Consider the following 25,253-nt stretch of genomic DNA (forward strand, 5'->3'; position numbering starts at 1 on the left):
CGGATATGCGTGGTTGCTGTCTTTTTCGGGTGCATTTCCTTGCCAGACCGTTTTCCCCACTTTTACTTAAATAGAATTTAATTTTCATTAAAATTCAATAAATCTCTCTCAATTTTGCCACCTAGTCCTGCTGCTTGATCGTTTAACTACGAACTTGTTGGTTTTATTTTTATTAAATTCAATTGGTTAATAAAATATGGCTTTGTGGCCTCCCTAAAGTTTGTGAGTCTGATAACAAAACAAATATTTTATTATTAATCTTATTTGAAATAAAAGTTATGTTTAGCCTGTTCTGATGAAACACCTTGGGGGGTTAAAGCTAAATGATGTTTTCTGTTGTTTTTCATGATGTTCCTGTTTTAACCCTCGTTTTGGGCGCAGTAAGTAAAGACCAACACTTGGAGTTCTTATGTCATCCACAAAACATCAACATAAGACAGGGTACATATTGAGTATCTGTGGTATCGCAGCACTCGGCGGCATCCTGTTCGGTTACGATACGGCGGTTATTTCCGGCGCTATCGGTTCTTTAACGTCTTACTTCAGTCTTACACCCAGCGAAACCGGCTGGGCTGTCTCTTCGGTCATCCTGGGGTGTGTGGTGGGGGCGTTTGCCGCCAGTATCCTGACCAAACGCTATGGGCGCAAAAAAGCGCTGATTATTTCCGCCCTGCTATTCACCCTCTCTGCCGTTGGTACCTCAATAGCCGCCACGTTCACGCAATTCGTTATCTTCCGCATTATTGGCGGGCTGGCGGTTGGGCTGGCGGCAACCGTGTCGCCGATGTATATGTCGGAGGTGTCGCCGCGCGATATGCGTGGGCGCGCACTGAGCATGCAACAGTTCGCCATCGTCTTCGGCCAGATACTGATCTTCTATGTGAACTATAAGATTGCCAGCCTGGCCACCACGGAGTGGCTGATTGATATGGGGTGGCGTTATATGTTCGCCTCCGGCGTTGTTCCCTGCGTGTTATTCTGCATCTTGGTCTTTCTCATTCCCGAATCGCCACGCTGGTGTGTGATGGTGGGGCGTGAAAAAGACGCTCTGGCGATCCTTACCCGCATGTCGAATGCGCAACACGCGGAGAACCTGCTGCAGGAAATCAAAGAGTCTGTCAGCATCGATCAGCAAGACAGCGTACAAAAGCTGAACTTTAAGGATAAAAATGTGCGCTACATCCTGATGATCGGTTGCTGTATCGCCATGCTGCAACAGGTTACCGGCGTTAACGTGATGATGTATTACGCGCCGATGGTGCTGCGTGAAGTGACGGGCAATGCGCAGGAAGCCCTGTTCCAGACGATTTGGATCGGTGTTATACAGCTTGTCGGCTCGATCATCGGGGCGATGATCATGGATAAAATGGGGCGCCTGTCGCTGATGCGTTTTGGTACCCTGGGCGCCATCGTTGGCCTGTTGATCACCTCATTTGCCTTATACACCAAGGCAACCGGCTATCTGGCGCTCTTCGGGATGCTATTTTTCATGGTGTTCTATGCGCTGTCGTGGGGTGTCGGCACCTGGGTGCTGGTATCGGAGATTTTCCCAAACCGTATGCGCTCGCAGGGCATGAGTATTTCCGTCGGTTGTATGTGGGTCGCCAATTTTGTTGTGTCGCAGGGCTTCCCGATGATAAATGAGCACCCGTACCTGTACTCGACCTTCCACGGCGCTTTCCCGATGTGGGTATTTGCCGTATGTTGCGGCCTATGCTACTGGTTTATTTGCCGCTATATCCCTGAAACCAAAGGCATCTCACTAGAGAAAATGGAACAAGTCGTTATGGCCAAGCAGTATAAGAGCAACATTTAGCCGCGTTAAGCATGCGTTCTGAACCAGCGGGTGAAACCTGTTGATGACAACGTATTAAGTAACAAATCAGGCGGGTGTCTGGGCCACGGCGAAGCAGGTTTCGCTATCGGTTCCGCTACCCGTCTGATTTGTTGGTTCTCGCTGCAGGATAATCCACTGGTACAGATAACTCGCTAGCCCATTGACTTGCGACAGCCTTTCCCGGTGGATGAACACACACTGTTCGCCGGGCTAGCGGCGCAAAAAGGCCCATGGGTCATGATGAATGAGCCATGGGCCGACCGGTGGAATTATCAATGAAACGGTTGTTTATTTACCCCGCGGGTAGGCCGCAGAGTTCACCCAGGCGTGATCTTTCTCCCAGCTGAACTTCCATTGGCGCACTGGCCCGGCCATGACATTCAGGTAGTAGTTATCATAGCCGGCAATGGTCGCCACCGGGTGGTAGCCTTTGGGTACCTGCACCACATCGCGATCGTAGGCCGCCATACAGACATCCAGGCTGCGATCGTCGGTATAAACGCGCTGCAGGCAGAAGCCCTGCGGCGGATCAAAACGGTGGTAATAGGTTTCCTCCAGGTAGGTTTCCACCCCTTCAATCGGCGTATCGTGCTTGTGGCTTGGGTAGGAGCTGGTGTCCCCTTCATCGGTATAAACTTCGACTACCAGCAGGCTATCGGCCGGCCGATCATCCGGCAAGATATTGTGCACCAGCCGCCGGTTACGGCCTTTCCCCCGCAGTTCCACGCCGACCTGATCGGGCGTAATTAAACGCACGGGCAGGCCGCCGTCACCGGGGGCGCTGCATACCGCCAGCTCCAGCTCCGTGTCGGCGGTAACCTGGGCCGGGCTATGATGGGGTAAATACACCGAATAGGCCGGGATGCGTTCAAACGGGCTCATGCGTTGGCCGATGCGTTCAAAGGTGCCGGCCGCAGTGGCGATGCTTGCCAGGCCGGAAACCAGGACTAAGCAGCGTTCTCGGTCGTCTGCGGGCAGGTTCAGCTCTTGCCCGGCATTCAGGCGGTAAACCTCAAAGCCGACGTATTCCCAGCCCGCACTTTGCGGCGTAATGTTTTGGATACGCCCTTTACCTTCGGGAGGGCATTTACTGAGCAAAGTTGCCATACGTTCCTCCTCTGTATCTGCTGGTTAACCCAGCGTTGGCATACTGAATTCGGAAACGGTCTGTTGGCCGCTGGGCCAGCGGACGGTCGCCGTCTTCATTCGGGTATAAAAACGCACGCCATCCGGGCCATGTACGTTTAACGCGCCGAAGACGGAGCGCTTCCAGCCGCCAAAGGAATGGAAGGCCATTGGCACCGGCACCGGGATATTCACGCCAACCATACCGGCTTCGACGGCCTGCACGAATTCCCGCGCACAGTGGCCGTTGCTGGTGAAAATGGTGCTGCCGTTGCCAAATTCATGGCCGTTGACGGTGCTGATGGCGGTTTCATAATCGGCTACCCGCACAATCCCTAACACCGGGCCAAAAATTTCTTCTCGATAAATGGTCATGGCGGGCGTGACGTGATCGAACAGCGTGCCGCCGACAAAGAACCCTTGTGGGTGACCATCCACCTGATAATCCCGACCATCAATCACCAGAGTCGCGCCTTCACTTACCCCTTTGTCGATATATCCCACGACTTTTTGCTGATGCGCACGGGAAACCACGGGGCCCATTTCGTTTTCCTGCTCACCACGCAGATCGCCGGGGCCGATACGCAGTGCGGTGATGAGCGGTTTCAGCCTGGCGATCAGCTTATCGGCGGTATCGTCGCCGACGGCCACGACAATCGGCAGCGCCATACAGCGCTCACCCGCTGAGCCAAAGGCGCCTCCCATGATGGCATTGACCGTGGCGTCCAGATCGGCGTCCGGCATGACGATAGCGTGATTTTTGGCTGCGCCAAAAGCCTGAACGCGTTTCCCATGGGCGCTTGCCGTCTTATAGATGTGTTCCGCCACGCCGGAGGAGCCAACGAAGCTGACCGCCTGGATCCGTGGATCGCGCGTCAGCAGGCTGGCCGCTTCATTGCCGCAATGCACCACGTTGAATACGCCATCGGGTAACCCCGCTTCCTTCAGCAATTCTGCAAGGCGTATCGCCGCAGAGGGCACTGGCGCAGGCGGCTTGAGCACAAAGGTATTGCCGCAGGCCAGCGCGATGGGGAACATCCACATGGGCACCATCGCCGGGAAGTTAAATGGCGTAATGCCTGCAACCACGCCGAGCGGCTGCATTAATGAGAAGCTGTCTACGCCTGAACCCACATTGGCGGAATACTCACCTTTGATCAGATGTGGGATGCCACAGGCAAATTCTACCACTTCCAGGCCGCGCGTGATTTCACCCTGTGCGTCAGAGTACACCTTGCCATGTTCGCTGACGATCAGCTCCGCCAGAGCATCGCGATGCTGTTCCAGCAGCGCCTTGAATTGAAACAGAATGCGCGCCCGGCGTAGCGGGGTGGTTTTACTCCAGGCAGGAAAAGCCTGGTGCGCATAGCCGATGGCCTGTTGCATTTCTTGTTCACTGCTTTGAGTCACCAGCCTGATCGTTTTTCCCGTGGCCGGGTTGGTCACGGGCAACGTTTCATTGCTGCTGCTCAGGCAGATTTTGCCATTGATAAAATTACCGACTGTTTCCATCTGTATTTACCTTTTGAACCATAAACTGATGAAGTGACTTGTCCTTCCCTTACCGGTTGCGGGCCAGGTATGCCAGACAGTATTTGCCAGGCCCAGTCCGATGGCTTTTACTGTAAAATTATGGATTAAATGTTTCAAATATTTTTTTATGGAATTTTATTTTAATGTGATCCAAACCGAGTTTCGTGGTTTAGTTGGCTTATATAGCAGGCGCTATATTTCTTTTAATTTTTAATTTATTGATTTTGTTTAATTTATTTTTTATGTTTGCGATTTTCCCCACTCAGGGGGAAGGTAAATGTTCCCCGTGGTCTGATTTTTATGATCTGCATATCAGTTTCATTTGAAAATTAATGGTAGAAAAATTCAACCGAAATGGCGGGGGAGGTGGAGAGTAAATAGCCTGAACCCAGTGTGGCCGCGGGTTTGGGCATGATGAAACGATAGTTCTATTTCTACACCGCGTTATGCCTGATCGGGCTACCGCCGCGTAACGGGCGGTTATCGCTTTGCTACGGCAAGGGGCGCCCAGGCAGCGCCGATGCCGAATGCCGGTAAACCAGAGGAAAATGATGATGCGTCAATGTTTCTGTCAGAGTGGCCGTGAAATCAAATCCCAACCTTTTCTGGCCTATGCCAGCCGGGTCAGTGAAAACGCCGGACCTTTTTCCCGTTTCATGCATATGCACCCAGAAACCGTCGAGATCATTCTGATCACTGACGGCGAAGGTGAATACTTTATCGGTAACCGCACCTACCCGGTGCGCCAGGGCGATCTGGTGATTTATAACAGCCAGGTGGTGCATGATGAATATTTGGAAAAGGATCGGCCGATCGGCACTATCTGTTGCGGCATCAATAACCTGTCCCAGCCAGGGCTGCGGCTGAATGCGCTGATCCCGGATGATGTGGTGCCGGTCTACCCGCTGTACCACCATTACGACACCATCTTTATGTTGATGAACGCCACGTTTATGATCCTTAACCACGGTGCGGTGAATGGCCCTGTGATGGCGCAATCGCTGATGAAAGTGCTCCTGGCGTATATTGACAGTAATATTCTGCCGCAGCCCGATGGGCGTGCCGCTCGCCGCGGTGAAAGCCTGCCGGCCTGTATCAAAAACTATATCGATCTCAATTTCCACGAGCCAATCCGGCTGGAAACCCTGGCCCTGCGGTTTAATGTCAGCCCGTTTTATGTCTCACACGAGTTCAAAAAACGCTACGGTTATTCCCCGATGGACTACCTGATCAAGCGGCGCTTGGGCGAGGCGCAGTCACTGCTGACCACCGCCGAGGGGGGCCATGAAAAAATTACGTCGATTGCTTACCGCGTGGGTTTTAGCAACCTGAGCCACTTTCAGAATTATTTTAAGAACAAGGTAGGTAAAACGCCGGGGCAGTACCGCAAAGATTACCGCAAAGCCAATCTGCGGGCATGAGTCGGCGGCTGTTGGGCCGCCTTCAAGTTGCAGGTGCGTTGGCTTTATTACTCGGCCTCTCCTTGGGCCTCACCCCTTCGGGGCCAGCGTGAGCGCTGTTCAAAAACGCTTTTGCGTTTTTGTCCTGCAACTCGACTTATTTCGAGTATAGGTATTAAAAAAGGGCGATAGTTTCGCCCTTTTTTACGCCCTCGCTAGCACGGCCGTGCCGGCAACGCAATATCGTAAACTTGTGCGGGTCTTTTTGTGATATGAATCGATATTTCCCCGATTAAACACAGCAAGATAGATAAAGTTTTTCTACGCCGAAAAAAATAAAATTGAATCATCTTAGAAACGGCGAATGAATGCATTCCCCAGTGGAATAATTCCAGCACGTCATTTAATCCTTATTAAACAGGAGTGGAACACCATGTATAGCGTGGGTAAAGAGATAGCGTGGGCCATCGCGCCCATTGGCTGGCGCAATGATGATATTCCGGAAATAGGTAAGGAAAATACCTATAAGCAAATTTTAAGCGATGCACGCATCGCCGGTTTCTCCGGCACGGAGGTTGGCGGATGCTATCCACAGGATCCGAATGAATTAAATAAGGAACTGGCATTGCGGGAAATGAAAATTCCTGCCCAATGGTTCTCCTCGTATATTATTCGTGACGGGATAGCCGCGGCAAAGAAAGCATTTGAAAAGCATTGCGCATTTTTGGAAGCGGTCAATGCGGATGTGGCCGTGGTGTCGGAGCAGTCCTACAGTATTCAGGGCACGGATAAATGCGTTTATACGGAAAAACCGGACTTTAGTGATGACGAATGGGCTTTGCTGTGCCAGGGATTGAATGAACTGGGCAAAGTGGCGCAAATGCATCATCTCAAATTGGCCTACCACCACCATATGGGAACCGGGGTGCAAACGCTGGCGGAAGTGGATCGCCTGATGGCAGGGACTGATGCAAAATATGTACATCTGCTGTATGACACCGGCCATATTTATGTTTCCGACGGTGAAGTGATGCCGTTGTTGAAAAAGTATTTCGATCGCATTGCACACGTACATTTTAAAGATGTTCGTAATGAGCAACTGCAGGCTTGCCGCGCCAGCCATAAATCATTTCTTGGTTCTTTTTTAAATGGATTATTTACCGTCCCTGGCGACGGGGATATTAATTTTGAAGAAGTATTAGATTATTTGGTTGCACATCAATACCACGGATGGGTCGTTGTTGAAGCAGAGCAGGACCCAAAGGTTTATAACCCGCTCGAATATGCAATAAAAGGCCGTAAGCATATTAATGAATTACTGCGTAAATATCTTTAATTTAACATGAGGTATATCACCATGTCATTAAAAGCAGGTATTGTCGGTATTGGTAAAATCGGTTCCGATCATTTGAGAAGACTGGCCAATACGGTTTCCGGGGTGGATGTGGTTGCCGTCTGCGATATTGTTGAAGGCAGGGCCCAGGCGGCGTTGGATAGCATTGGCTTAAAGGCAAAAGACTATAAAAACTATCAGGATCTTATCCGGGATAACGATGTGGAAGTGGTGGTCATCACCGCTTCTAACGAAAGCCATGCCGATATTGCGGTTGCGGCGCTCAACGCCAATAAATATGTGTTTTGTGAAAAACCCCTGGCGGTGACCGCACAAGATTGCCTGCGCGTGATCGAAGCAGAGCGCAAGGCCGGCAAGCGTATGGTGCAGATTGGTTTTATGCGCCGTTACGACACCGGCTATGTTCAACTCAAGCAGATCATCGACAGCAATGAAATCGGGCTGCCGCTGATGGTGCATGGCCGCCATTACAACGCTAGCACGGTGCCGGAATATAAAACGCCGCAGGCGATCTATGAAACGCTGATCCATGAAATCGACGTGCTGCACTGGTTACTGGACGATGACTACAAGAACGTCAAAGTCTACTTCCCGCGGCAGTCAAGCCTGGTGACCAGCGATAATGGCAAACTGCGTGATCCGCAGGTGGTGGTGATGGAGACCACCAAAGGCGTCAATATCGTGGTGGAAGTGTTCGTCAATTCCCAGTATGGCTATGACATTCACTGCGATGTGACCGGCGAGAAGGGGATGGCGGAATTGCCTACCGTTGCCAGCGTGGCGGTGCGTAAAGGGGCCAAATACAGTACCGATATTCTGGTGGACTGGAAGCAGCGCTTTATCGAAGCTTACGATATCGAATTCCAGGATTTCTTCGATCGCCTTAACGCCAATCAGCCACCGGCCGGCCCGACCTCTTGGGATGGCTACCTGGCCGCCGTGACCGCCGACGCCTGCGTTAAATCACAGCAGACTGGTAATACCGAGCTGATCGAACTGCCGGAAAAACCCGCCTTTTACCAATAAACCTCAGGTAAGGATGGGCGCGATGCCCATCCTGTTTTCTTTGTTGTTAACCCGAGAACCCTTCCTATGAACGGCAGAATTATTACCTCTGACTTGCTAAACCAACGCTTCCTGGTTGAGCGGCCCGTGGCGTTTCGCCGCCGGGATAGTGACGGCCAGCAGACGATCAATGTCTTTCCACAGCACCCGCAGCAACGCATTGATGGGTTTGGCGGCAGCTTCACCGAAGGCGCCGGCGTGGTGTACAACGCCATGCCGCTGGCGCAAAAAACGCAGTTATTACAATGGTATTTCGGCCCGCAGAGCCATGGTTACAGCCTGGCGCGCATACCGATTCAAAGCTGTGATTTTTCACTGGGCAACTATGCCTATGCTGAATGCGCAGCGGACATTACGCAAGGGCGGCTGGCGTTCGAACGCGATCGGGCCAACCTGATGCCGTTGATTCGCGATGCGCTGGCCGTTAATCCTGCGCTGGTGTTGATGGCATCGCCCTGGAGCCCGCCGGCCTTTATGAAAACCAACGGTAGCATGAACGGCGGCGGCCAACTGCGGCGGGAAGAATATGGGCCGTGGGCGGAGATGATTGCACAGTACCTGCTGGAATATCGCCGCATGGGCATCGTGATCCGTTTGTTATCGGTGCAGAACGAGCCGGTGGCAGTCAAGCCGTGGGAGTCTTGCCTGTACAGCGTGGCGCAGGAAACCGAGTTTGCACTTCAGCATTTGCGCCCGGCACTGGCGCGCCACGGTTTGGATGATGTCGCGATCTATATCTGGGATCACGATAAGGATGGTTTGGTGGAGTGGGCGGAACAGGCCTTTGCCGATCCAGCCGCCCAGGCGGGGCTGGATGGACTGGCTTTCCACTGGTACACCGGCGACCACTTTTCCCAGATCCAACATCTTGCCCGGCGCTTCCCCGATAAAAAACTGCTGTTTTCCGAGGGGTGCGTGCCGATGGAAACGGGCGCCGGCAGCCAGGCCCGCCATGCCGCCACCTATCTGCACGACATGATCGGCAATTTCAAGGCGGGCTGCACCGGCTTTATCGACTGGAACCTGTTGCTGAACGGCGCCGGCGGGCCCAACCATCACGGCAATCTGTGCGAAGCGCCGCTGCAATATGATACGCAGACAGGCCAACTGCGGCGCAACCATTCTTATTACGCCATCGGCCATTTCAGCCGCTATGTGCACCCCGGTGCGCGCGTGGTGTTGTCGTCGGCTTACGATGCGGCGTTGGAAGAGGTGGCCTTCACTAATCCTGGCGGTGGACGCGTGCTGGTGATCTATAACCGCGATGAAAAAATACGCTCCTGCCGGGTGGTGGAGGGCGAATGGGAAACGGCGCTGCAGCTTGCCCCCGGCAGCGTATCCACACTGGTCTGGGCGAGTTAAAAGGAGGCGACCATGAAACTGGGGTTTAATCAGGCAACCTGTCTGGGGTGCTCGACGCTGGAGCAGGATATTCACCTGGCTGAAGCGTATGGCTATGACTATATTGAGATCCGCCTGGATATGTTGAGCGCTTATCTGGTGCAGCATTCGCTGGCCGAACTGGCGGCGTTTTTCGCGACCAGCCATCTGCAGCCCTATGGCTACAATTCGCTGGAAAACATCAATTTTTGTGATACGGCCATGTGGCAGGAAAAGCTCGATACGTTGGCTTTCGCATGCACCGCCGCAAGCAGCGTCGGCGGCGATTGTTTGGTGGTGGTGCCGACGATTTGTCCGGGGCAACGTTGGCCGCTTAAGGATGTGGTGCGCGATTCCGTCCGGCGCCTGAACGAACTTGCCGATTATGCCGATGAGTACGGCGTGCGTTTAGCCTTCGAGCCGATTGGCAGTGTCGGTTGCTGTGTCGGCAGCCTGCCGTTGGCGCTGGAAATTATCGACATTGTCGATCGCCCAAACGTTGGCCTGGTGGTTGATGCATTTAATCTGTATCTGCACGATCAATGGCGACAGCCGGCGCTATTGCGTCAGGTGCCGGTTGAGAAAATCTTCGTCTACCATATTGATGATGCGGATGATTTGCCGCTGGAAAGCCTGGACCACTGCCACCGCCTGTTTCCTGGCAACGGCGTTATTCCGTTGGCGGCGCTTAGCCGCGAACTGCAGGCGATGAACTATAACGGCATTTGTTCGCTGGAACTGTTTAATCCCGGTTATTGGCAGATGGCGGCGCGCGATGTTTTTGATATCGGCGCACGTAAAACCCGGCCCTTCCTTAACACCCCGCGTTAGTCGCCCTCCCTATGCGCCGCCGCAAACCGCCGCGGCGCTTGTATCCTTTGCCAACGCATCCATACGGTTATGTTCTGCGCAAGATCAATATAACGCTTTCGTTGCTGACTTTCGTTTAACGGGGCCGGGAGAGGAAGAGGCAGGAAAGCCGCTATCAGCACAAAAATGGCTGACGGCGGCCGGGGAACTAGCGTTGAGCGCCAGGGCGGAATTCCCGCCAGTAGCCAATCAGCGTTAGGTATTTTTGTTTCACTGCGGAAATGAGTTGTTCGTCGGTGATTTGCTGCGCCAGCCAGCGGCGCGATGGTTCAGCGAAGATGGTGCGCCCTACGGCAAACCCTTTCACCCAGGGGACATCCGCCGCGGCGGCAAAACCGGCCTTCAGTGTGCTTTCCGGCGCATCAAGGCCCAGAATCAGGATACCGCGGCAGTCGGGATCGTACTGGTCGATAAGCCGGGCAATGGCATGCCAGCTTTCCGCGCTTTGTGCCGGCAGTTTCCACCAGTCTGGCTGAATGCCCAGTTGGTAAAAGTGCTCGACAATTTGGGCATAGTAGCGCTCATCCTGGTCGGTGGCGTTTGCCGGCAGAATAATTTCCAGCAGCAGTTCATGGCCGGATTTGCAGCAGGCGTGGTAGACCTCATCGATCAAGGCTTCCTGCTGTTGGCGCAGATCGGCGTTATCCTGTGGGTGATAAAACAGCAGGCATTTCACCACGTGCTCCAGCGGCCAGTCGATCAGTTGCGAGCCGATATCGCCATGCTCCAGGCGCAGTGGGCGTGAACCTGGCAGCTCGATCGGGCGGCCGATCCACCATCCCTGGCCGGTTATTGCATTAAGCGCCGCCTGGCCGAAGGTGGTATCTGCCAAAATGCCGCTGTTATGCTTTAATCCTGCCTGGTCGGCAGCCTGCCGTGCAGCTGCCAGCAACAGCGCTTTCAGGCGCGGGATCGCCTGCTCGCTGGCGCCGACTTCATGCGCCATATCCACCAACTGCTTGCGGTGATCGAAAGCAAACACGCACAGCTCCGGCCACGCTTGCTTACGCGTGGTGACGCGGTGCAGGTGATTAAGACGCGGGTCTTTGTCGGGTTGGCGAATTGTGTGCTCGCGCAGCAGGTAATCGTCCAGCTCTTTTTTCGTCGGCATCGCCGGCGCACAGCCATGGCGTGATACCACCAGCGCCCCGCAGGCGTTGGCGTAGCGGCAGGCTTGCTCCCAGCCTTCATCGTTCATGTAACCACGTAGCAGGCAGGACATAAAAGCATCGCCGGCGCCGAGCACATTGAGCACTTCCACGCGCACCCCGCTGTGCAGTTTCACCTGTTGCCAGTTCGCCGGGATATCATCTTCAAATACTGAACACCCCAGTGCGCCACGTTTGCATACTAACGTGGCGCCGGTATGTTCCCGCACCCGGCGCAGGGCTGCCAGGGTATCGGTACTGCCGCCGGCGATGTGGAACTCCTCTTCGGTGCCGACAATCAGATCAAAATGGTGCAATACCTCTTGTAGCTGGCGGGTGACCTGTTCGGAAGCGATATAACGCGTTTCCCCATCGCCGAGGGAGGTCAAACCCCACAGCACCGGCCGGTAGTCGATATCCAGCGCCCGGCGCAGGCCATGTTTCTGCGCGTATTCCAGCGCCGTTAATACGGCGGCGCGGGTGTTCTGGTGCGAAAGGTGGGTACCGGTAATGGCCAGCGCGCGCGCCGAAGCGATGTAATCTTCATCGATATCCTGCGGCGTTAGCGCCATATCGGCGCAGTTGTCGCGGTAGAAGATCAGCGGGAAGGTCTCCTGATCCTTAATCCCTAGCAGCACCAGTGCGGTGAGCCGCTGTTTATCAACGATCAGATATTGAGTGTCGACGCTGGCGCGGGTCAGCTCTTCGCGAATAAAACGCCCCATGTGTTCATCCCCAACCCGGGCCAGCATACCGGAGCGCAGCCCTTGGATCGCCGTGCCGTAGGCGACGTTCCCAGATGAGCCCCCCAGGTATTTGGCAAACGTCCCCATATCCTCGAGCCGTGAGCCAATTTGCTGGCCGTACAGATCAACCGCGATCCGCCCCAGGCAAATAACGTCCAGCTTTTTTTGTACGTTGTTCATTGATCAAATCCTCATCAGAAGATGGCGTGTTTTTACCCATGTTAAGGATTTTTTATTTCATTTTCAATATAAGTGAAACGTACTTGTGCATGTTTGTTTTGATGGCGATCACAAAACTCATCAATGGCGTTACGTAGCTAATAGTGACATCTGGTTGCGTTTGTTTTTGTTTAATTTGTTGTTTTTATGACAGTAAATGTGGTTTTTGTTGCATTGCAACCCCTTAGGCCATCCATGAAACACCCGCATGATGATTTTTTCATCATTTTTTTGATCCTCTTCCCATAAATGAAATTTTAATTCTATATAATTCAAAAAACGAAAAGTTCAGATATATAATCGCACTCGGCTATGAAACCTTTATTCTGGGGCCGGAGTGCTGCGCTGGCAGGCGCACCGTTGAACGGCGAAAAAGCGGGTGGAACTCATGAAAACAACTCGGTTGACCATGGCGCAGGCGTTAGTGCGCTTTCTTGATAATCAGTACATTGAAGTTGATGGGCATGAAATCAAATTCGTTAAAGGTATTTTCGCGATTTTTGGCCACGGCAACGTTATGGGCCTGGGGCAAGCGCTTGAAGAGGACTGCGGGCAGCTCAGCGTGCACCAGGGAAGAAACGAACAGGGCATGGCGCATGTTGCCACTGGGTTTGCCAAACAGCAGTTACGCCGGCAGATTTTTGCCTGTACGTCATCGGTGGGGCCTGGCGCGGCCAATATGATTACCGCGGCCGCCACCGCGACCGCCAACCGTATACCACTGCTGTTGCTGCCCGGCGACGTTTACGCCACACGCCAGCCGGATCCGGTATTGCAGCAGATAGAACAGGAACACGATCTAAGCCTGAGCACCAACGACGCATTTCGGGTGGTGAGCCGTTACTGGGATCGCATTAGCCGGCCCGAACAGCTGATGAGCGCCTGTATCAACGCCATGCGCGTGCTGACCGATCCGGCGGATACCGGCGCGGTAACCCTGTGCCTGCCGCAGGACGTTCAGGGGGAAGCCTACGATTACCCGGAAAGCTTCTTTGCCAAGCGGGTTTTCCGCCTGGAGCGGCATGCGCCCACGGCCCCGATGCTGGTGGATGCGTTGGCGCTGGTGGCCACGCGCCAACGGCCGCTGATTATCTGTGGTGGCGGCGTGAAGTATTCCCAGGCGGAGCAGGCGCTGTTGCAGTTCGCCGAGCGCTTCCAGTTACCGATTGCGGAAACCCAGGCCGGGAAAGGGGCTCTGGCCTCTGAACATCCGCTGAACGTAGGCGGGATTGGCGAAACCGGTGCGCTGGCGGCCAATCTGCTGGCGCGCGAAGCAGATCTGATTATTGGCGTAGGAACCCGTTATACCGATTTCACGACCGGTTCGAAATGGATGTTCCAACACCCGAACGTGGGCTTCCTGAATATTAACGTTAGCCGCTTTGATGCACTCAAACTTGACGGCGTTCAGTTGCAAGGGGATGCGCGCGTCGCTCTGGATATGCTGAAAGAGGGGCTGGCAGAACGGCAATACCGTGCGGCCTGGGGCGAACAGATCGTCGATGCCCGCAGGCAATACCTGACTGAAGTCCAACGGTTATACGCCGTTGAATATACCGGCGCGGAGTTTGTGCCTGAAATTGATGACCATTTGGATCGGCAACAGGTATATGCGGAGTTTCATGCGCTGACCCGTTCTTTCCTTACCCAATCCCGGGTACTTGGCATATTGAACAATTCGTTGCCGGAAAATGCCTTGGTCGTCGCCGCTTCCGGTAGCCTGCCAGGCGATCTGCAGCGTGTCTGGCAAAGCCGTGGCGGCAATGACTACCACGTGGAGTATGGCTATTCCTGCATGGGCTACGAAGTTAACGCGGCGTTGGGTGCCAAGATCGCGCAGCCGGAGCGCGATGTATACGCGTTTGTCGGGGACGGTTCATTCATGATGCTCCATTCCGAACTGGTGACCTCGGTGCAGATGGGGAAAAAGATCACGGTCGTCCTGTTGGATAACATGACCAATGGCTGTATCAACAATTTGCAGATGGAACACGGCATGGATAGCTTTTTCACCGAGTTCCGCTTCCACAGTGAAGAGAGCGGCCGCCAGGAAGGGGGATTGATTCCGGTCGATTTCGCCAAAATAGCCGAAGGCTATGGCTGCAAGAGCTACCGTGTGACTACGTGGGAACAGTTACACCATGCGTTGGAAGATGCCCTGCGCCAGACGGTATCAACGTTGATCGACATAAAAGTGTTGCCCAAAACGATGGTGCATAAATATTTGAGCTGGTGGCGGGTGGGCGGCGCCCGGGTATCGCGCAGCGAGCGCATTCAGGCGGTAGCGCGCATGTTGGATGAATACATCGGCCAGGCGCGCCAATATTAGACGTAGGCCGGAAACCGGGTTAAGCGTAAAGCACATGACGTTTTCCCGGTACCGGGGTAATTGGCAGAGAATTAACGCCCGTGCTGTGAGTCGGCACGGTAGCGCACTGCTGCTAAAAATTATTGGAATGGATTTCTCTCTGACCACTATAAAAAACAAAGGGGTATTCATACCTGCATAGATTAACGCGGGCACATGAATTATTCCCTTTGCCATTAGTCTGTATCGAACTGAATGACGTTCGCGGAGTGATTCCTGCGTATATTTTTATTTTTTACATCAGGGTTAAGGTTTAACTTTAAAATAGGTAATTAAGGGGTTGTCATGAAAAAGCTTCGTTGTGGTATTATCGGATTGGGGCGAGTGGGTAAAATGCATATAGAGAATATGCTGAAAATACCCGAATTGGATATTATTGCCGTATCTGATTTTTTTGTCGACAGTATCGGTGGCTGGCTTGACATGCTGAATATCGGCGTGCGTTATAAAGACTACCGGGAACTTTTGGCAAGAACTGATATTGAGGCCGTATTTATTTTTACTTCCACCGACACGCATGAGCAGATTATCACGGCGGCGGCCGAGATGGGCAAGCATATATTTTGCGAAAAGCCGCTAAGTATGAGTACGGAGGAAGAGGGGGCATTAGCCGTATTGCGTACGGTTAAACAGGCCGGAGTGAAATTACAGTTGGCCTTTAACCGGCGGTTTGATCCGCAGTTCCGCGAGCTGTACGACATGGTGCGTGCGGGCAAGATTGGCCAGCCGCAAATCGTTAAAATTTCCTCCCGGGATCCCGATCTGCTGCCGCATGATCTGATCAAGAAAATCGGCGGCCTTATCTTTGACTTCACCATGCATGACTTTGATATGGCACGCTTTATGATGGGTTATAATATCAATGAGGTTTTTGTGAAAGGGGCAACGTTAATCGATCCCACTTTACAGAATATTGGCGACGTGGATACCCTGGCGATTATTCTCACCTTTGAAAATGGCGGCTATGCGCTAATCGATAATAGCCGGCGTGCGGTTTACGGCTATGATCAACGGGTGGAAGTTTTTGGCTCCGACGGCATGGCGTACGCCGATAATATCAATAACTCATCAATTAAATATTTTAATAGCGAAAGCTGCCAAACCAGCAACCCATTGCCAACCTTTCATTCCCGTTACCGGGAGGCTTATTTAGCAGAAATTAACTGTTTTATTCGCTCGGTAATGGATAACGTGCCTATTGCCTGTACGGGAGAGGACGCATTTATTGCACAACGCGTTGCTATCGCGGCGCAACGATCATTACAAAGCGGCTGCCCGGTTAAAGTAAATAGCGATGTTCTCTTGCCATAACGGATTGAGAATAGTGGTAGAAAAAATATTCGAGAATTGCAGGACGGCGGCAACGCAGCGAATCCCCAGGAGCAGATTTGAACGCTGCGGGGGCGAGGCCCAGGGATAGGGCGAGTAATAAAGCCAACACACCTGAAACTCGATGTATGAAGGGTATACCTATAAATCTCTGTATATTGACGCACGATTACCAGCCGGGAGTGCTCCGTATTCGCACAGTCAGCATTGAGGGTGATAATGATGAAAGAATTACAAGCAAGCTCAATGGATTTTGCACCTATTACGCCGACGAAATTCATCTGGAGTTATATCGGCACATTTTTATTCATGCTGGGCGGCTGTATTGAAAATAGCTGGCTCTCTGCCTGGCTGAGCGGCCAAGGGTTTGAACAGGCCAGCGTTGCCAATATTTTTGCCGGTTATGGCATTGTGGTGGCGCTGACGTCCTGGTTGTCGGGGGTGTGCGTCGATGTTTTTGGCCCCAAGAAAGTGATGGTCGCGGGGTTTATCGTTTATGCGCTCTCTTCGGTAGTGTTCATCCAGTTTGCGCTGCCCAGCCATAATTTTCTGGCCATTTTGTTTGCCTATATGCTGCGTGGCGCAGGCTACCCCTTGGTGTGCTATGCCTTCCTGGTGCGCTTGACCATCCAATTGGACAAGCGCTCGCAGGGGATCGGCACCTCCTGGTTCTGGGTAGTGTTTAACCTGGGATTTACCATTCTTGGTCCTGTACTGGCCGCCAGATTGATACCGCAAATCGGCCATATCAACGTGCTGTGGTTGGGGATGGCGGGGGCGGTATTGGGTATGGCCTGTATGCTGTTTCTGGAACGTAACCCGTTCGTGCTGCAGCCGCGCAAGATGCCGGTGCTCCGCGAGCTGCAGGCCGGTATTGCGATTATGTTTGAGCGCCCACGCGTCGGCCTGGCGGTGATTGTGAAAACCATCAATGGGCTTGGCACCTTTGGTTTTGTCGTTGTCTTGCCGCTGTTCCTGCTGGAGAAAAATTTCACCATGGAAGAGTGGGCCAGCATCTGGGGTATTACCTTTATTTCCAACCAGTTCTTCAATATTGTTTTTGGTTGGTTGGGCGACAGGATTGGGTTCCGCCGCACGATTCAGATTTTCGGCAGTATTCTCACCGGCGTAGCGACGCTCATCGTCTACTGGACACCGATGATCTGGGGCCATAATTACCTGGCATTTATGCTGGCGATGAGCCTTTGGGGCGCTGGGTTGGCGGGTTTTGTGCCCATGACACCGCTGGTGCCGATGATGGCTCCCGATAAAAAAGGCGCGGCCAACTCGGCGGTGAACCTGGGCTCGGGGCTGGGCAATTTTGTCGGGCCTGCCATTGTGGCGCTGCTGGCCGGGTTTGGCACCGTTGCGGTGATGTACACCATGTCTGCGCTGTATTTTTTGAGCGCTATCATGGTGCAGTTCCTGATAGTCCCTGGTGAGAAGCACTAATTGGTGTTGTCGGCCTGTATCCGGCACGTGCATGATCGGTGCCAGAGCATGGATTTGGTGTTGATATCCCGGCTTTCCAGGTGAATTTCAAAACGCTGTATGATCAAGCCGGGATCATGTTTATGTCGGACGGGCGACGCACCGGCTATTGGCAGCGCCTGACCCGCAAAGGCGACAGCCTGAGGCTGCAGTACTCATCGGATGGCCACCACTGGCCGCTACTACGCCTATGCTACTTTCCGCAAGGGACAGCGAAAATCGGCATGAAGTGCTGCACCCCGGAGCGCAGCGGATTATCGGTAGATTTTTTTAATATCACGCTGACCCCGCCCGTGGATAAAATGTTGCATGATCTGAGCTGAAAGCCCAAGTTTGCGCGCTTCCGTGCGCTGAAAATGGTTCTAATCGCCAGGTTTTAGCGGGAGCACGGGTACACCGCCGGCAATTTTCCCCAGCCGCCACCCAGTGCGAACACCGGCCGATGATCGCCACCTGAGATTAGCCGGCTTTTTTCTAAATCCCTTCTGAGTGACAGCAATCTATTTCTCTTTATTTAGTCGTTATCAGTAGACTAAATTTTCGTTTTCTTGGTAAGAAAATAGATTTATTAAAATAATACAGTGATGATTCATGGTTTTTATATTTATTTGCGAAATGAATCATGGTGTGTGTATTTTATCAAATTACATTAATTTTGATTTTAATCAAAATTGGATCAGTTTATTGTTATTCCCCTGATATTTAATTTCCTGATAGCGGATATTGCTACTTTATATGCAAATGATAGTCATTTGTGCGTAGTTTTCAGGGTGGTTGCATGATGATTTAAGAGGGAAATTTAATAGAAAATTCTTAGTTTTTTAATTTTGTCAGATCAATGATCTGCGAAGTTGATCTTTTATTAGTATTTGTTCTAATATCACCCATGTTGAAATTTGGTTCAAAAAACCATCACATGGCGATATGAAGAGGGATCTATGAGCGAAAACAGCTTCCAGAATGAAGTGCCAAAAGCTCGCGTTAATCTGAAGTTAGACCTGCATACCGGCGGTGCGCAGAAGAAAGTGGAACTGCCGCTGAAATTGTTAGTGACGGGCGACTTCAGTAATGGCAAAGAGTCGCGGCCATTATCTGAACGTGAGAAAGTGAATGTCAATAAAAACAACTTTAACAGCGTGCTTGCAGAATTTAGCCCATCCTTAAATCTTTGCGTTGAAAATACCCTGGCCGGTGATGGCGCGGAGGAAAATATTCATCTCGCTTTTCGTGATATGAAAGATTTCGAGCCGGAACAGGTCGCCCGCCAAATACCTCAATTGAAAGCCATGCTTGCCATGCGCAATCTGCTGCGCGATCTGAAATCCAACCTCCTGGACAACGCCACCTTCAGAAAATCTTTTGAGGCCATATTACGTGACCCGGCGCTGAGCGAGGAGTTGCGCGCTGAACTGTCTGAACTGGCTCCGAAAGACGCCTGATAATTCCACGGATCAACACGAGAGAATGCTCATGTCTGTACAAAATACGACAGCGTCTTCCGGCGAAACCCTCGTTCGGGAACGTTCTGAAGCGGGCGGCGTATACGCCTCCCTGTTTGAAAAAATCAATCTCAAACCGGCCACGCATTTAAGCGATATCAGTATCTGGCAGGATGAAACCGCCATGGCAGAAGCCGGGGCGAATGAACGTATTACCGCCGGTGTGCAGGTGTTTTTGGATCGCCTGAAACAGTCCGGCCAGAAGGTTGATAAGCTCGATAAAACCTTAATCGATCACCAGATTGCTGAACTGGATTACCAGATTAGCCGCCAGCTTGATGCCGTGATGCACCATGCGGAATTTCAGGCGGTTGAAAGCCTGTGGCGCGGGCTTAAACACCTGGTGGACAACACGGATTTTCGCCAGAACGTGAAGCTGGAAGTCCTCGATCTCGCCAAAGAAGAGCTACGCCAGGATTTTGAAGACTCGCCGGAAATCATTCAGAGTGGATTGTACCGCCAGACGTATATTGCCGAGTATGATACGCCAGGGGGCGAGCCGATTGCGGCGTTAATCTCGGCATATGAATTTGACGCATCCGCCCAAGACGTGGCGCTGCTGCGTAACATCGCCAAAGTTTCCGCCGCTGCCCATATGCCGTTTATCGGCGCCGCCGGCGCTAAATTCTTCCTGAAGGAGGATATGGAACAGGTGGCTGCCATTAAAGATATTGGCAATTACTTTGACCGCGCCGAGTACCTCAAATGGAAATCATTCCGCGAGACGGATGACAGCCGTTATATCGGCCTGGTAATGCCGCGCGTGTTGGGGCGCCTGCCGTATGGCCCAGACACCGTGCCGGTGCGCAGTTTCAACTATGTGGAAGAAGTGAAAGGCCCGGAACACGAGAAATACTTGTGGACCAACGCCTCGTTTGCCTTTGCTTCCAATATGGTGCGCAGCTTTATCAACAACGGCTGGTGCGTGCAGATCCGCGGCCCGCAGGCCGGCGGCGCGGTTCAGGATTTGCCGATTCATCTGTATGACCTGGGCACCGGCAATCAGGTGAAAATCCCCTCTGAAGTGATGATCCCGGAAACCCGTGAGTTTGAGTTCTCCAATCTTGGCTTCATTCCGCTGTCTTACTACAAAAACCGCGACTACGCCTGCTTCTTCTCAGCGAACTCCACCCAAAAACCGGCGCTGTACGACACTCCTGACGCGACGGCCAACAGCCGCATCAACGCCCGTTTGCCGTATATCTTCTTGCTGTCGCGTATCGCTCATTACCTGAAGATTATTCAGCGTGAAAACATCGGCACCACCAAAGACCGCCGGCTGTTGGAGCTGGAACTTAACACCTGGGTACGTGGCCTGGTGACCGAAATGACCGATCCAGGCGACGAGCTGCAGGCTTCTCACCCGCTGCGCGATGCCAAAGTGATCGTCGAAGATATTGCAGACAACCCAGGTTTCTTCCGCGTGAAACTGTATGCCGTACCGCATTTCCAGGTTGAAGGAATGGACGTCAATCTATCGCTGGTTTCCCAGATGCCGAAGGCGAAAGCCTAAGTCAAATAAGGCAGGAAGCCGATGAAGATTTTTCGTCCATTATGGGAGGACGGGGCCTTTCTGGCCCCGCAACAGTTTCAACAGCAGGCGCAGTGGGATGCGTATGTGAGCGACATCGTTGCACGGATGGGGCTGGCCCATCCGTGGGGAGTTATTGCTGCAGAATTCGATGACGCTGGGCTGGCATTATCCCGCCTCAATGCAATCCGCATCGTAGCGCGTTTCCCGGATGGCACATTGATCGATACCGATCTGGCCGACAATTTGCCCCCTGTCTGTGATTTGTCTGCCGCATCCGGCCAGGATGTGGTGGACGTGCTGCTCGCTTTGCCGTTGCTCAGCGCCAATGGCGGTAATCTGGATGACGGGCAGGATAGCGATCGCCCACGCCGCTGGAAGGCTGAGCGTATGCAGGTGCAGGATCTGGCCGGAACCGAACGTGGCGAACTGGCTATCCTGCGCCATGCTATTTCGTTGCGTCTTTCCTCACAGGAAAATACCGCGTATCTGACCTGCCCGGCCACACGGCTTGTGCGTAATGCGCAGGGGCAGTGGAGCCGGGATACTTCTTTTATCCCGCCGTTACTCTCGTTGTCCGCGAGCCCTGTGCTGGCGATGGCGCTGGGCGACTTGCTGAAACGTCTGCAGGCAAGACGCCAGCGCCTGATGGCCATGCGCCGTGAAAGCAATGAGCGGATGGCGGATTTCGCCGTCGCGGATGTTTCCCTGTTCTGGTTGCTGAATGCCCTGAACAGCGCGGAGCCGGTGCTGGCAGAGCTTTTGCAGGCGCCTGCCCGTCATCCCGAGCTGTTGTACCGGGAACTGGCACGCCTGGCCGGCAGCTTGCTGACGTTCTCACTTGAACATGATGTCAGGGATATTCCGGCTTATCAGCACGATGCGCCGGAGCAGGTATTTCCGCCATTGCTTACGCTGCTCGACAAACTCCTTGAAGCCAGCCTGCCTTCCCGTGTGGTCAGTATTCAACTTGAGCATGAGGATCAGATTTGGAAAGGCTCGCTGCACGACGCCCGTTTGCGTGAAGGGGCTGATTTCTACCTTTCGGTGCGCTCCCCGATGCCAAATCATGAGTTGCAGGTCAGGTTCCCGCAATTGTGTAAGGCCGGCAGTTTTGATGACGTTTCCGATGTGGTGAACGTGGCGTTGAGCGGCATGGTCATCAAACCGCTTAGCCACGTGCCGGCTGCTATCCCGTTGCGTCTTGAGAACCAGTATTTTGCGCTGGATCTCTCGACGGATGCGGCCCGGGCGATGCTGGAAGCGGGCAGTTGTACCTTCTACACCCCGCGATCGCTCGGGGATGTGAAACTGGAACTTTATGCGGTGCTGCGTACATGAATAGATCCGATCTTAGCCAGATAGAACGTATTTTTTACCCCGGCTGGCTGATGGCCAGCCAACTGCGCGGCGGGCAGAAAGTACATGATGGTGAACGTTTGTATCGCCGTGCTTGCCATCTGGTGGAAAGCGCCCGTAAAGCATTGGCCGATGCCGGTTACAGCGAGGCCAGCCGGGAGCATATGATCTATGCGCTGTGCGCGCTGCTGGATGAGAGCGTGCTTAACCGTGGCGTGGATGATGATGGTTATCTGTTCTGGCGGCGTGATCCATTGCAGGCGCGTTTTTTTGGCACTCTGAAGGCGGGTGAGGAATTGTGGGAGCGGATCCGCAATATTCTTAAGGAAAACTCGCCGGATACGGCCGTGCTGACCTGTCTGTACCGCACTCTGCAGTTGGGGTTTGTCGGGCAGTACCGCGCACAGAATGACGAACGCCGCGAGGATGTGGTGCGCACGCTTGGCGAGCGGGTTCCGCCATTTACTCTGGCGCAGGACGCGCCGATTGTTGTTCGGGCGTCACGTCTGCGCAGCGGTCGCCGTCTATATTGGTTGTCGTGGATTGCCGGGATAGCCGTGCTGGCGGCGCTTTGGTTTTTCCTCTCTTCTTCCCTCACCGACATGGTGAGCCAGACAATCAGGCCGGGGTAAGCGATGCGTGATGTTTACCGCGCCCTGTTGACCACGCTGGTAGGGCTTCTTGTCCTGTGGCTTGTCCTGGGATTCTGGCCGTTTTCCGTGGGCAGCCGGGTGGCGCTCAGTTTACTGGTTGTTCTGGCTTGCGGTGTGATGTTGTGGCGACAGTGGCTGGCGACACATGTACGGCATGAAGCGGTTCGCAGCATCGCGGATGGCAGCCTGCCACCTGAAGATTTTCAGGGGGCTGTGATTCTTGTCTGTGGCGACGGCTCCCCTCTGTTTGAAGCCGCTTCCCGGCACCGTGAAACTCGCCAGGGCTGGTACTTGCAGGTGTTGGATGCAGAACAGCTTCCTTTGTTGGCGCAGCATCTGAGTCTTGTGCGCCCGGCGCTGATCTCGCAGGTGTCCGTGTTGCTGGCTGTACAGCCTGAACGCCATACCGGCGCGGATGATTTTACCCAAAGCCTGCGGGGTTGGCTGCGTGCCGCGGTGCAGTGTCGCCCGTGGTTCAGCGGCTTACCGCCCATATGGACGGTGACCTGGGTTTCACCGCCAGGTGCTTGTGCGGGGGAAGAGCCTGCCTGGTTTGTCTCCGTCAATAACAGCGCCGGTCTGCAGGTTTATCGGCCAGGGCAGGGGAACCTGCCACTTGCGGACTGGATAACAGAAAGCGATGCATCGGAGCATCTTACCCGTTTGAGCCAGGCGCTGTGGCTCGACAGCCTGTTGGGCTGGCAGGCCAGTATGGTAGACAGTCTGTTGGCTGTACGTCAGGGGGAGTTGCCCGCACAGAAGCCCTGTGCGCAGGCCTTTTGCATGGCACCAGTCAATGGCAAGAGTGGCAACCTTTGGCAACAACATATAACCGATATCACGGCGTTGGCGCCGGCCAGCATTGGCCTGGCGGATACGCTGCCGCTACCGGAGCTACTGCTTTCCTGTTTGCCGCGCCGTCGAGGGATCAGCAGCAGGATGGTGTTCTGGCGGTGGGTTGGGTTGCTGGGCGGCGTATTTCTTGCACTGGCGATGCTGGCCTCGTTTATCAACAATCAGCGCCTTATCCGTAGCGTGGGTGATCATCTTGCGCTCTACCATCGCCTTAGCGGCGAGCCACCAGAACCTAAGTTTCAGGCACAGCAACACCTGCGTGCTGACGCACGCCTGTTAGATGACTGGCTGCGCCGGGGAGAACCGCTGCGTTACCGCATGGGCTTGTATCAAGGGGGGCGCCTGATCGCGCCGGTAGAAACTGCAATCAGTGACTGGGCACCGTCGCAGACACCTCCACCGGTGATTAACAAAATCGTGCAGGGGCTGAAGACTATCCGCCTCGACAGCATGTCGCTGTTTGATTCCGGCCAATCTGCGTTGAAAACCGGTTCGACCAAAATGCTGGTGAATTCTCTGGTGGGCATTAAGGCCAGGCCGGGCTGGCTGATTGTGGTGGCCGGGCACACCGATAACACCGGCAACCCGAAGCTAAACCAAACGTTGTCGCAGAAGCGCGCCGAAGCGGTGCGTGACTGGATGCGTGATACCGGCGACGTGCCGGAAAGCTGTTTTGCGGTGCAGGGCTATGGCGCGAGCCGCCCGGTCGCAACCAATGACACTGCGGAAGGCCGCGCGCTCAACCGCCGTGTCGAAATCAGTCTGGTACCGCAGGCGGATGCCTGCCAGATACCGGGCAATACCCTGGCGCCATCGCAGGATGATGACGCATCACAACACAATGGAGAGTAATACCATGGCAATCCCTGTTTATCTTTGGCTGAAAGACGACGGCGGCGCAGACATCAAAGGGTCTGTGGATGTTCAGGATCGTGAAGGCAGCATCGAAGTGGTCGCTCAGGAGCACAACCTGTACATCCCAACCGACAACAACACCGGCAAATTGACCGGCACCCGTATTCACACCCCGTTCTTTTTTACTAAGGAGATCGACTCATCTAGCCCGTACTTGTACAAGGCGGTGACTACCGGCCAGACCCTGAAGTCTGCGGAATTCAAGTGGTACAAAATCAACGACGCGGGCCAGGAGGTGGAGTACTTCAACACCACGCTGGAAAACGTGAAAGTGGTGAAAGTAAATCCGCTGATGCACGACATCAAGGATCCTTCTTACGAGAAGCACAACCATCTCGAGAGGATCGAACTGCGTTACGAAAAAATCACCTGGACCTACAAAGACGGCAACATCATTCATTCCGATTCGTGGAACGAACGCGCCACGGCATAAGCCCGATGCGGACAGGGTTGCCTGTCCGCAGTTTTTCGCTGAAAGCCTGCCCGTGCGGTCTCTCAGCAAAGAACGCCACAACCTGTCTGCCTGACCTTATGCGCTTCGGTAAACAGCGACGGGCGGTAGCGTGCCCAGGAATC

General features: G+C 53.6%; 18 protein-coding genes and 1 pseudogene. 16 read left to right on the top strand and 3 right to left on the bottom strand.

What is annotated here, in order from left to right; translation table 11 throughout:
* Window positions 1-409: 409 nt before the first annotated feature.
* A complete protein-coding gene (locus tag ACN28Q_RS19655; RefSeq protein WP_095847883.1) occupies window positions 410-1,816 on the top strand; it encodes a sugar porter family MFS transporter in 1,407 nt (468 codons plus the stop codon).
* Between the two features lie 309 nt (window positions 1,817-2,125).
* On the opposite strand, the gene iolB is transcribed toward ACN28Q_RS19655, so the two are convergent.
* Both iolB and ACN28Q_RS19665 read right to left on the bottom strand, forming a co-directional pair.
* Window positions 2,126-2,944, bottom strand: coding sequence for a 5-deoxy-glucuronate isomerase (gene iolB, locus ACN28Q_RS19660; RefSeq protein WP_095847884.1), 819 nt, complete (start codon window positions 2,942-2,944; stop codon window positions 2,126-2,128).
* A 24-nt stretch (window positions 2,945-2,968) separates the two neighbouring features.
* The gene (locus tag ACN28Q_RS19665; RefSeq protein ID WP_095847885.1) at window positions 2,969-4,474 is read right to left on the bottom strand and encodes a CoA-acylating methylmalonate-semialdehyde dehydrogenase; all 1,506 of its coding nucleotides are present in this window, start codon (window positions 4,472-4,474) and stop codon (window positions 2,969-2,971) included.
* A 626-nt stretch (window positions 4,475-5,100) separates the two neighbouring features.
* Between ACN28Q_RS19665 and ACN28Q_RS19670 the strand changes: the two genes are divergently transcribed.
* From ACN28Q_RS19670 to ACN28Q_RS19690, 5 genes are all read left to right on the top strand, one after another.
* Entirely contained in the window at window positions 5,101-5,916 is an 816-nt protein-coding gene (locus ACN28Q_RS19670; RefSeq protein WP_095849110.1) for a helix-turn-helix transcriptional regulator, read from the top strand.
* Window positions 5,917-6,328: 412 nt separating this feature from the next.
* Complete coding sequence (gene iolE / locus ACN28Q_RS19675) at window positions 6,329-7,231, top strand: myo-inosose-2 dehydratase (protein WP_095847886.1); 903 nt, start codon at window positions 6,329-6,331, stop codon at window positions 7,229-7,231.
* 21 nt (window positions 7,232-7,252) lie between these two features.
* Window positions 7,253-8,275 carry an inositol 2-dehydrogenase IolG1 gene (gene iolG1 / locus ACN28Q_RS19680; protein ID WP_095847887.1) on the top strand — a complete coding sequence of 341 codons (1,023 nt, stop codon included), beginning with the start codon at window positions 7,253-7,255 and terminating at the stop codon, window positions 8,273-8,275.
* 66 nt (window positions 8,276-8,341) lie between these two features.
* On the top strand, window positions 8,342-9,676 hold the full coding sequence (locus ACN28Q_RS19685) for a glycoside hydrolase family 30 protein (protein WP_095847888.1): 1,335 nt from the start codon (window positions 8,342-8,344) through the stop codon (window positions 9,674-9,676).
* A 12-nt stretch (window positions 9,677-9,688) separates the two neighbouring features.
* Window positions 9,689-10,525 (top strand): sugar phosphate isomerase/epimerase family protein, encoded by an 837-nt coding sequence (locus ACN28Q_RS19690; protein ID WP_095847889.1) that lies wholly within the window; start codon window positions 9,689-9,691, stop codon window positions 10,523-10,525.
* Between the two features lie 187 nt (window positions 10,526-10,712).
* On the opposite strand, the gene ACN28Q_RS19695 is transcribed toward ACN28Q_RS19690, so the two are convergent.
* Window positions 10,713-12,638, bottom strand: coding sequence for a bifunctional 5-dehydro-2-deoxygluconokinase/5-dehydro-2-deoxyphosphogluconate aldolase (locus ACN28Q_RS19695; protein WP_095847890.1), 1,926 nt, complete (start codon window positions 12,636-12,638; stop codon window positions 10,713-10,715).
* Between the two features lie 427 nt (window positions 12,639-13,065).
* Here ACN28Q_RS19695 and iolD point away from each other — a divergent pair, with 427 nt between their 5' ends.
* From iolD to hcp, 10 genes and pseudogenes are all read left to right on the top strand, one after another.
* Entirely contained in the window at window positions 13,066-15,006 is a 1,941-nt protein-coding gene (gene iolD / locus ACN28Q_RS19700; protein ID WP_095847891.1) for a 3D-(3,5/4)-trihydroxycyclohexane-1,2-dione acylhydrolase (decyclizing), read from the top strand.
* Between the two features lie 324 nt (window positions 15,007-15,330).
* A complete protein-coding gene (gene iolG / locus ACN28Q_RS19705; RefSeq protein ID WP_095847892.1) occupies window positions 15,331-16,356 on the top strand; it encodes an inositol 2-dehydrogenase in 1,026 nt (341 codons plus the stop codon).
* Between the two features lie 240 nt (window positions 16,357-16,596).
* A complete protein-coding gene (locus tag ACN28Q_RS19710; protein WP_095849111.1) occupies window positions 16,597-17,826 on the top strand; it encodes an MFS transporter in 1,230 nt (409 codons plus the stop codon).
* Between the two features lie 83 nt (window positions 17,827-17,909).
* A pseudogene (locus ACN28Q_RS19715) lies at window positions 17,910-18,188 on the top strand (DUF1349 domain-containing protein); the annotation flags it as partial.
* Window positions 18,189-18,803: 615 nt separating this feature from the next.
* Entirely contained in the window at window positions 18,804-19,304 is a 501-nt protein-coding gene (gene tssB, locus ACN28Q_RS19720; protein ID WP_095847893.1) for a type VI secretion system contractile sheath small subunit, read from the top strand.
* 25 nt (window positions 19,305-19,329) lie between these two features.
* Window positions 19,330-20,877, top strand: coding sequence for a type VI secretion system contractile sheath large subunit (tssC, locus tag ACN28Q_RS19725; protein ID WP_095847894.1), 1,548 nt, complete (start codon window positions 19,330-19,332; stop codon window positions 20,875-20,877).
* Window positions 20,878-20,898: 21 nt separating this feature from the next.
* Window positions 20,899-22,236: a type VI secretion system baseplate subunit TssK gene (gene tssK, locus ACN28Q_RS19730; protein ID WP_095847895.1), complete on the top strand. Its 1,338-nt coding sequence runs from the start codon at window positions 20,899-20,901 to the stop codon at window positions 22,234-22,236.
* Window positions 22,233-22,886 (top strand): type VI secretion system protein TssL, short form, encoded by a 654-nt coding sequence (tssL, locus tag ACN28Q_RS19735; protein ID WP_095847896.1) that lies wholly within the window; start codon window positions 22,233-22,235, stop codon window positions 22,884-22,886. Before tssK ends, tssL begins: the two co-directional genes overlap by 4 nt.
* Window positions 22,887-22,889: 3 nt before the next feature.
* Window positions 22,890-24,614 (top strand): OmpA family protein, encoded by a 1,725-nt coding sequence (locus ACN28Q_RS19740; RefSeq protein WP_095847897.1) that lies wholly within the window; start codon window positions 22,890-22,892, stop codon window positions 24,612-24,614.
* 4 nt (window positions 24,615-24,618) lie between these two features.
* On the top strand, window positions 24,619-25,110 hold the full coding sequence (gene hcp / locus ACN28Q_RS19745; RefSeq protein ID WP_095847898.1) for a type VI secretion system effector Hcp: 492 nt from the start codon (window positions 24,619-24,621) through the stop codon (window positions 25,108-25,110).
* Window positions 25,111-25,253 lie beyond the last annotated feature (143 nt).

Source organism: Gibbsiella quercinecans, from assembly GCF_002291425.1.
GTDB classification, from domain to species: Bacteria; Pseudomonadota; Gammaproteobacteria; order Enterobacterales; family Enterobacteriaceae; genus Gibbsiella; species Gibbsiella quercinecans.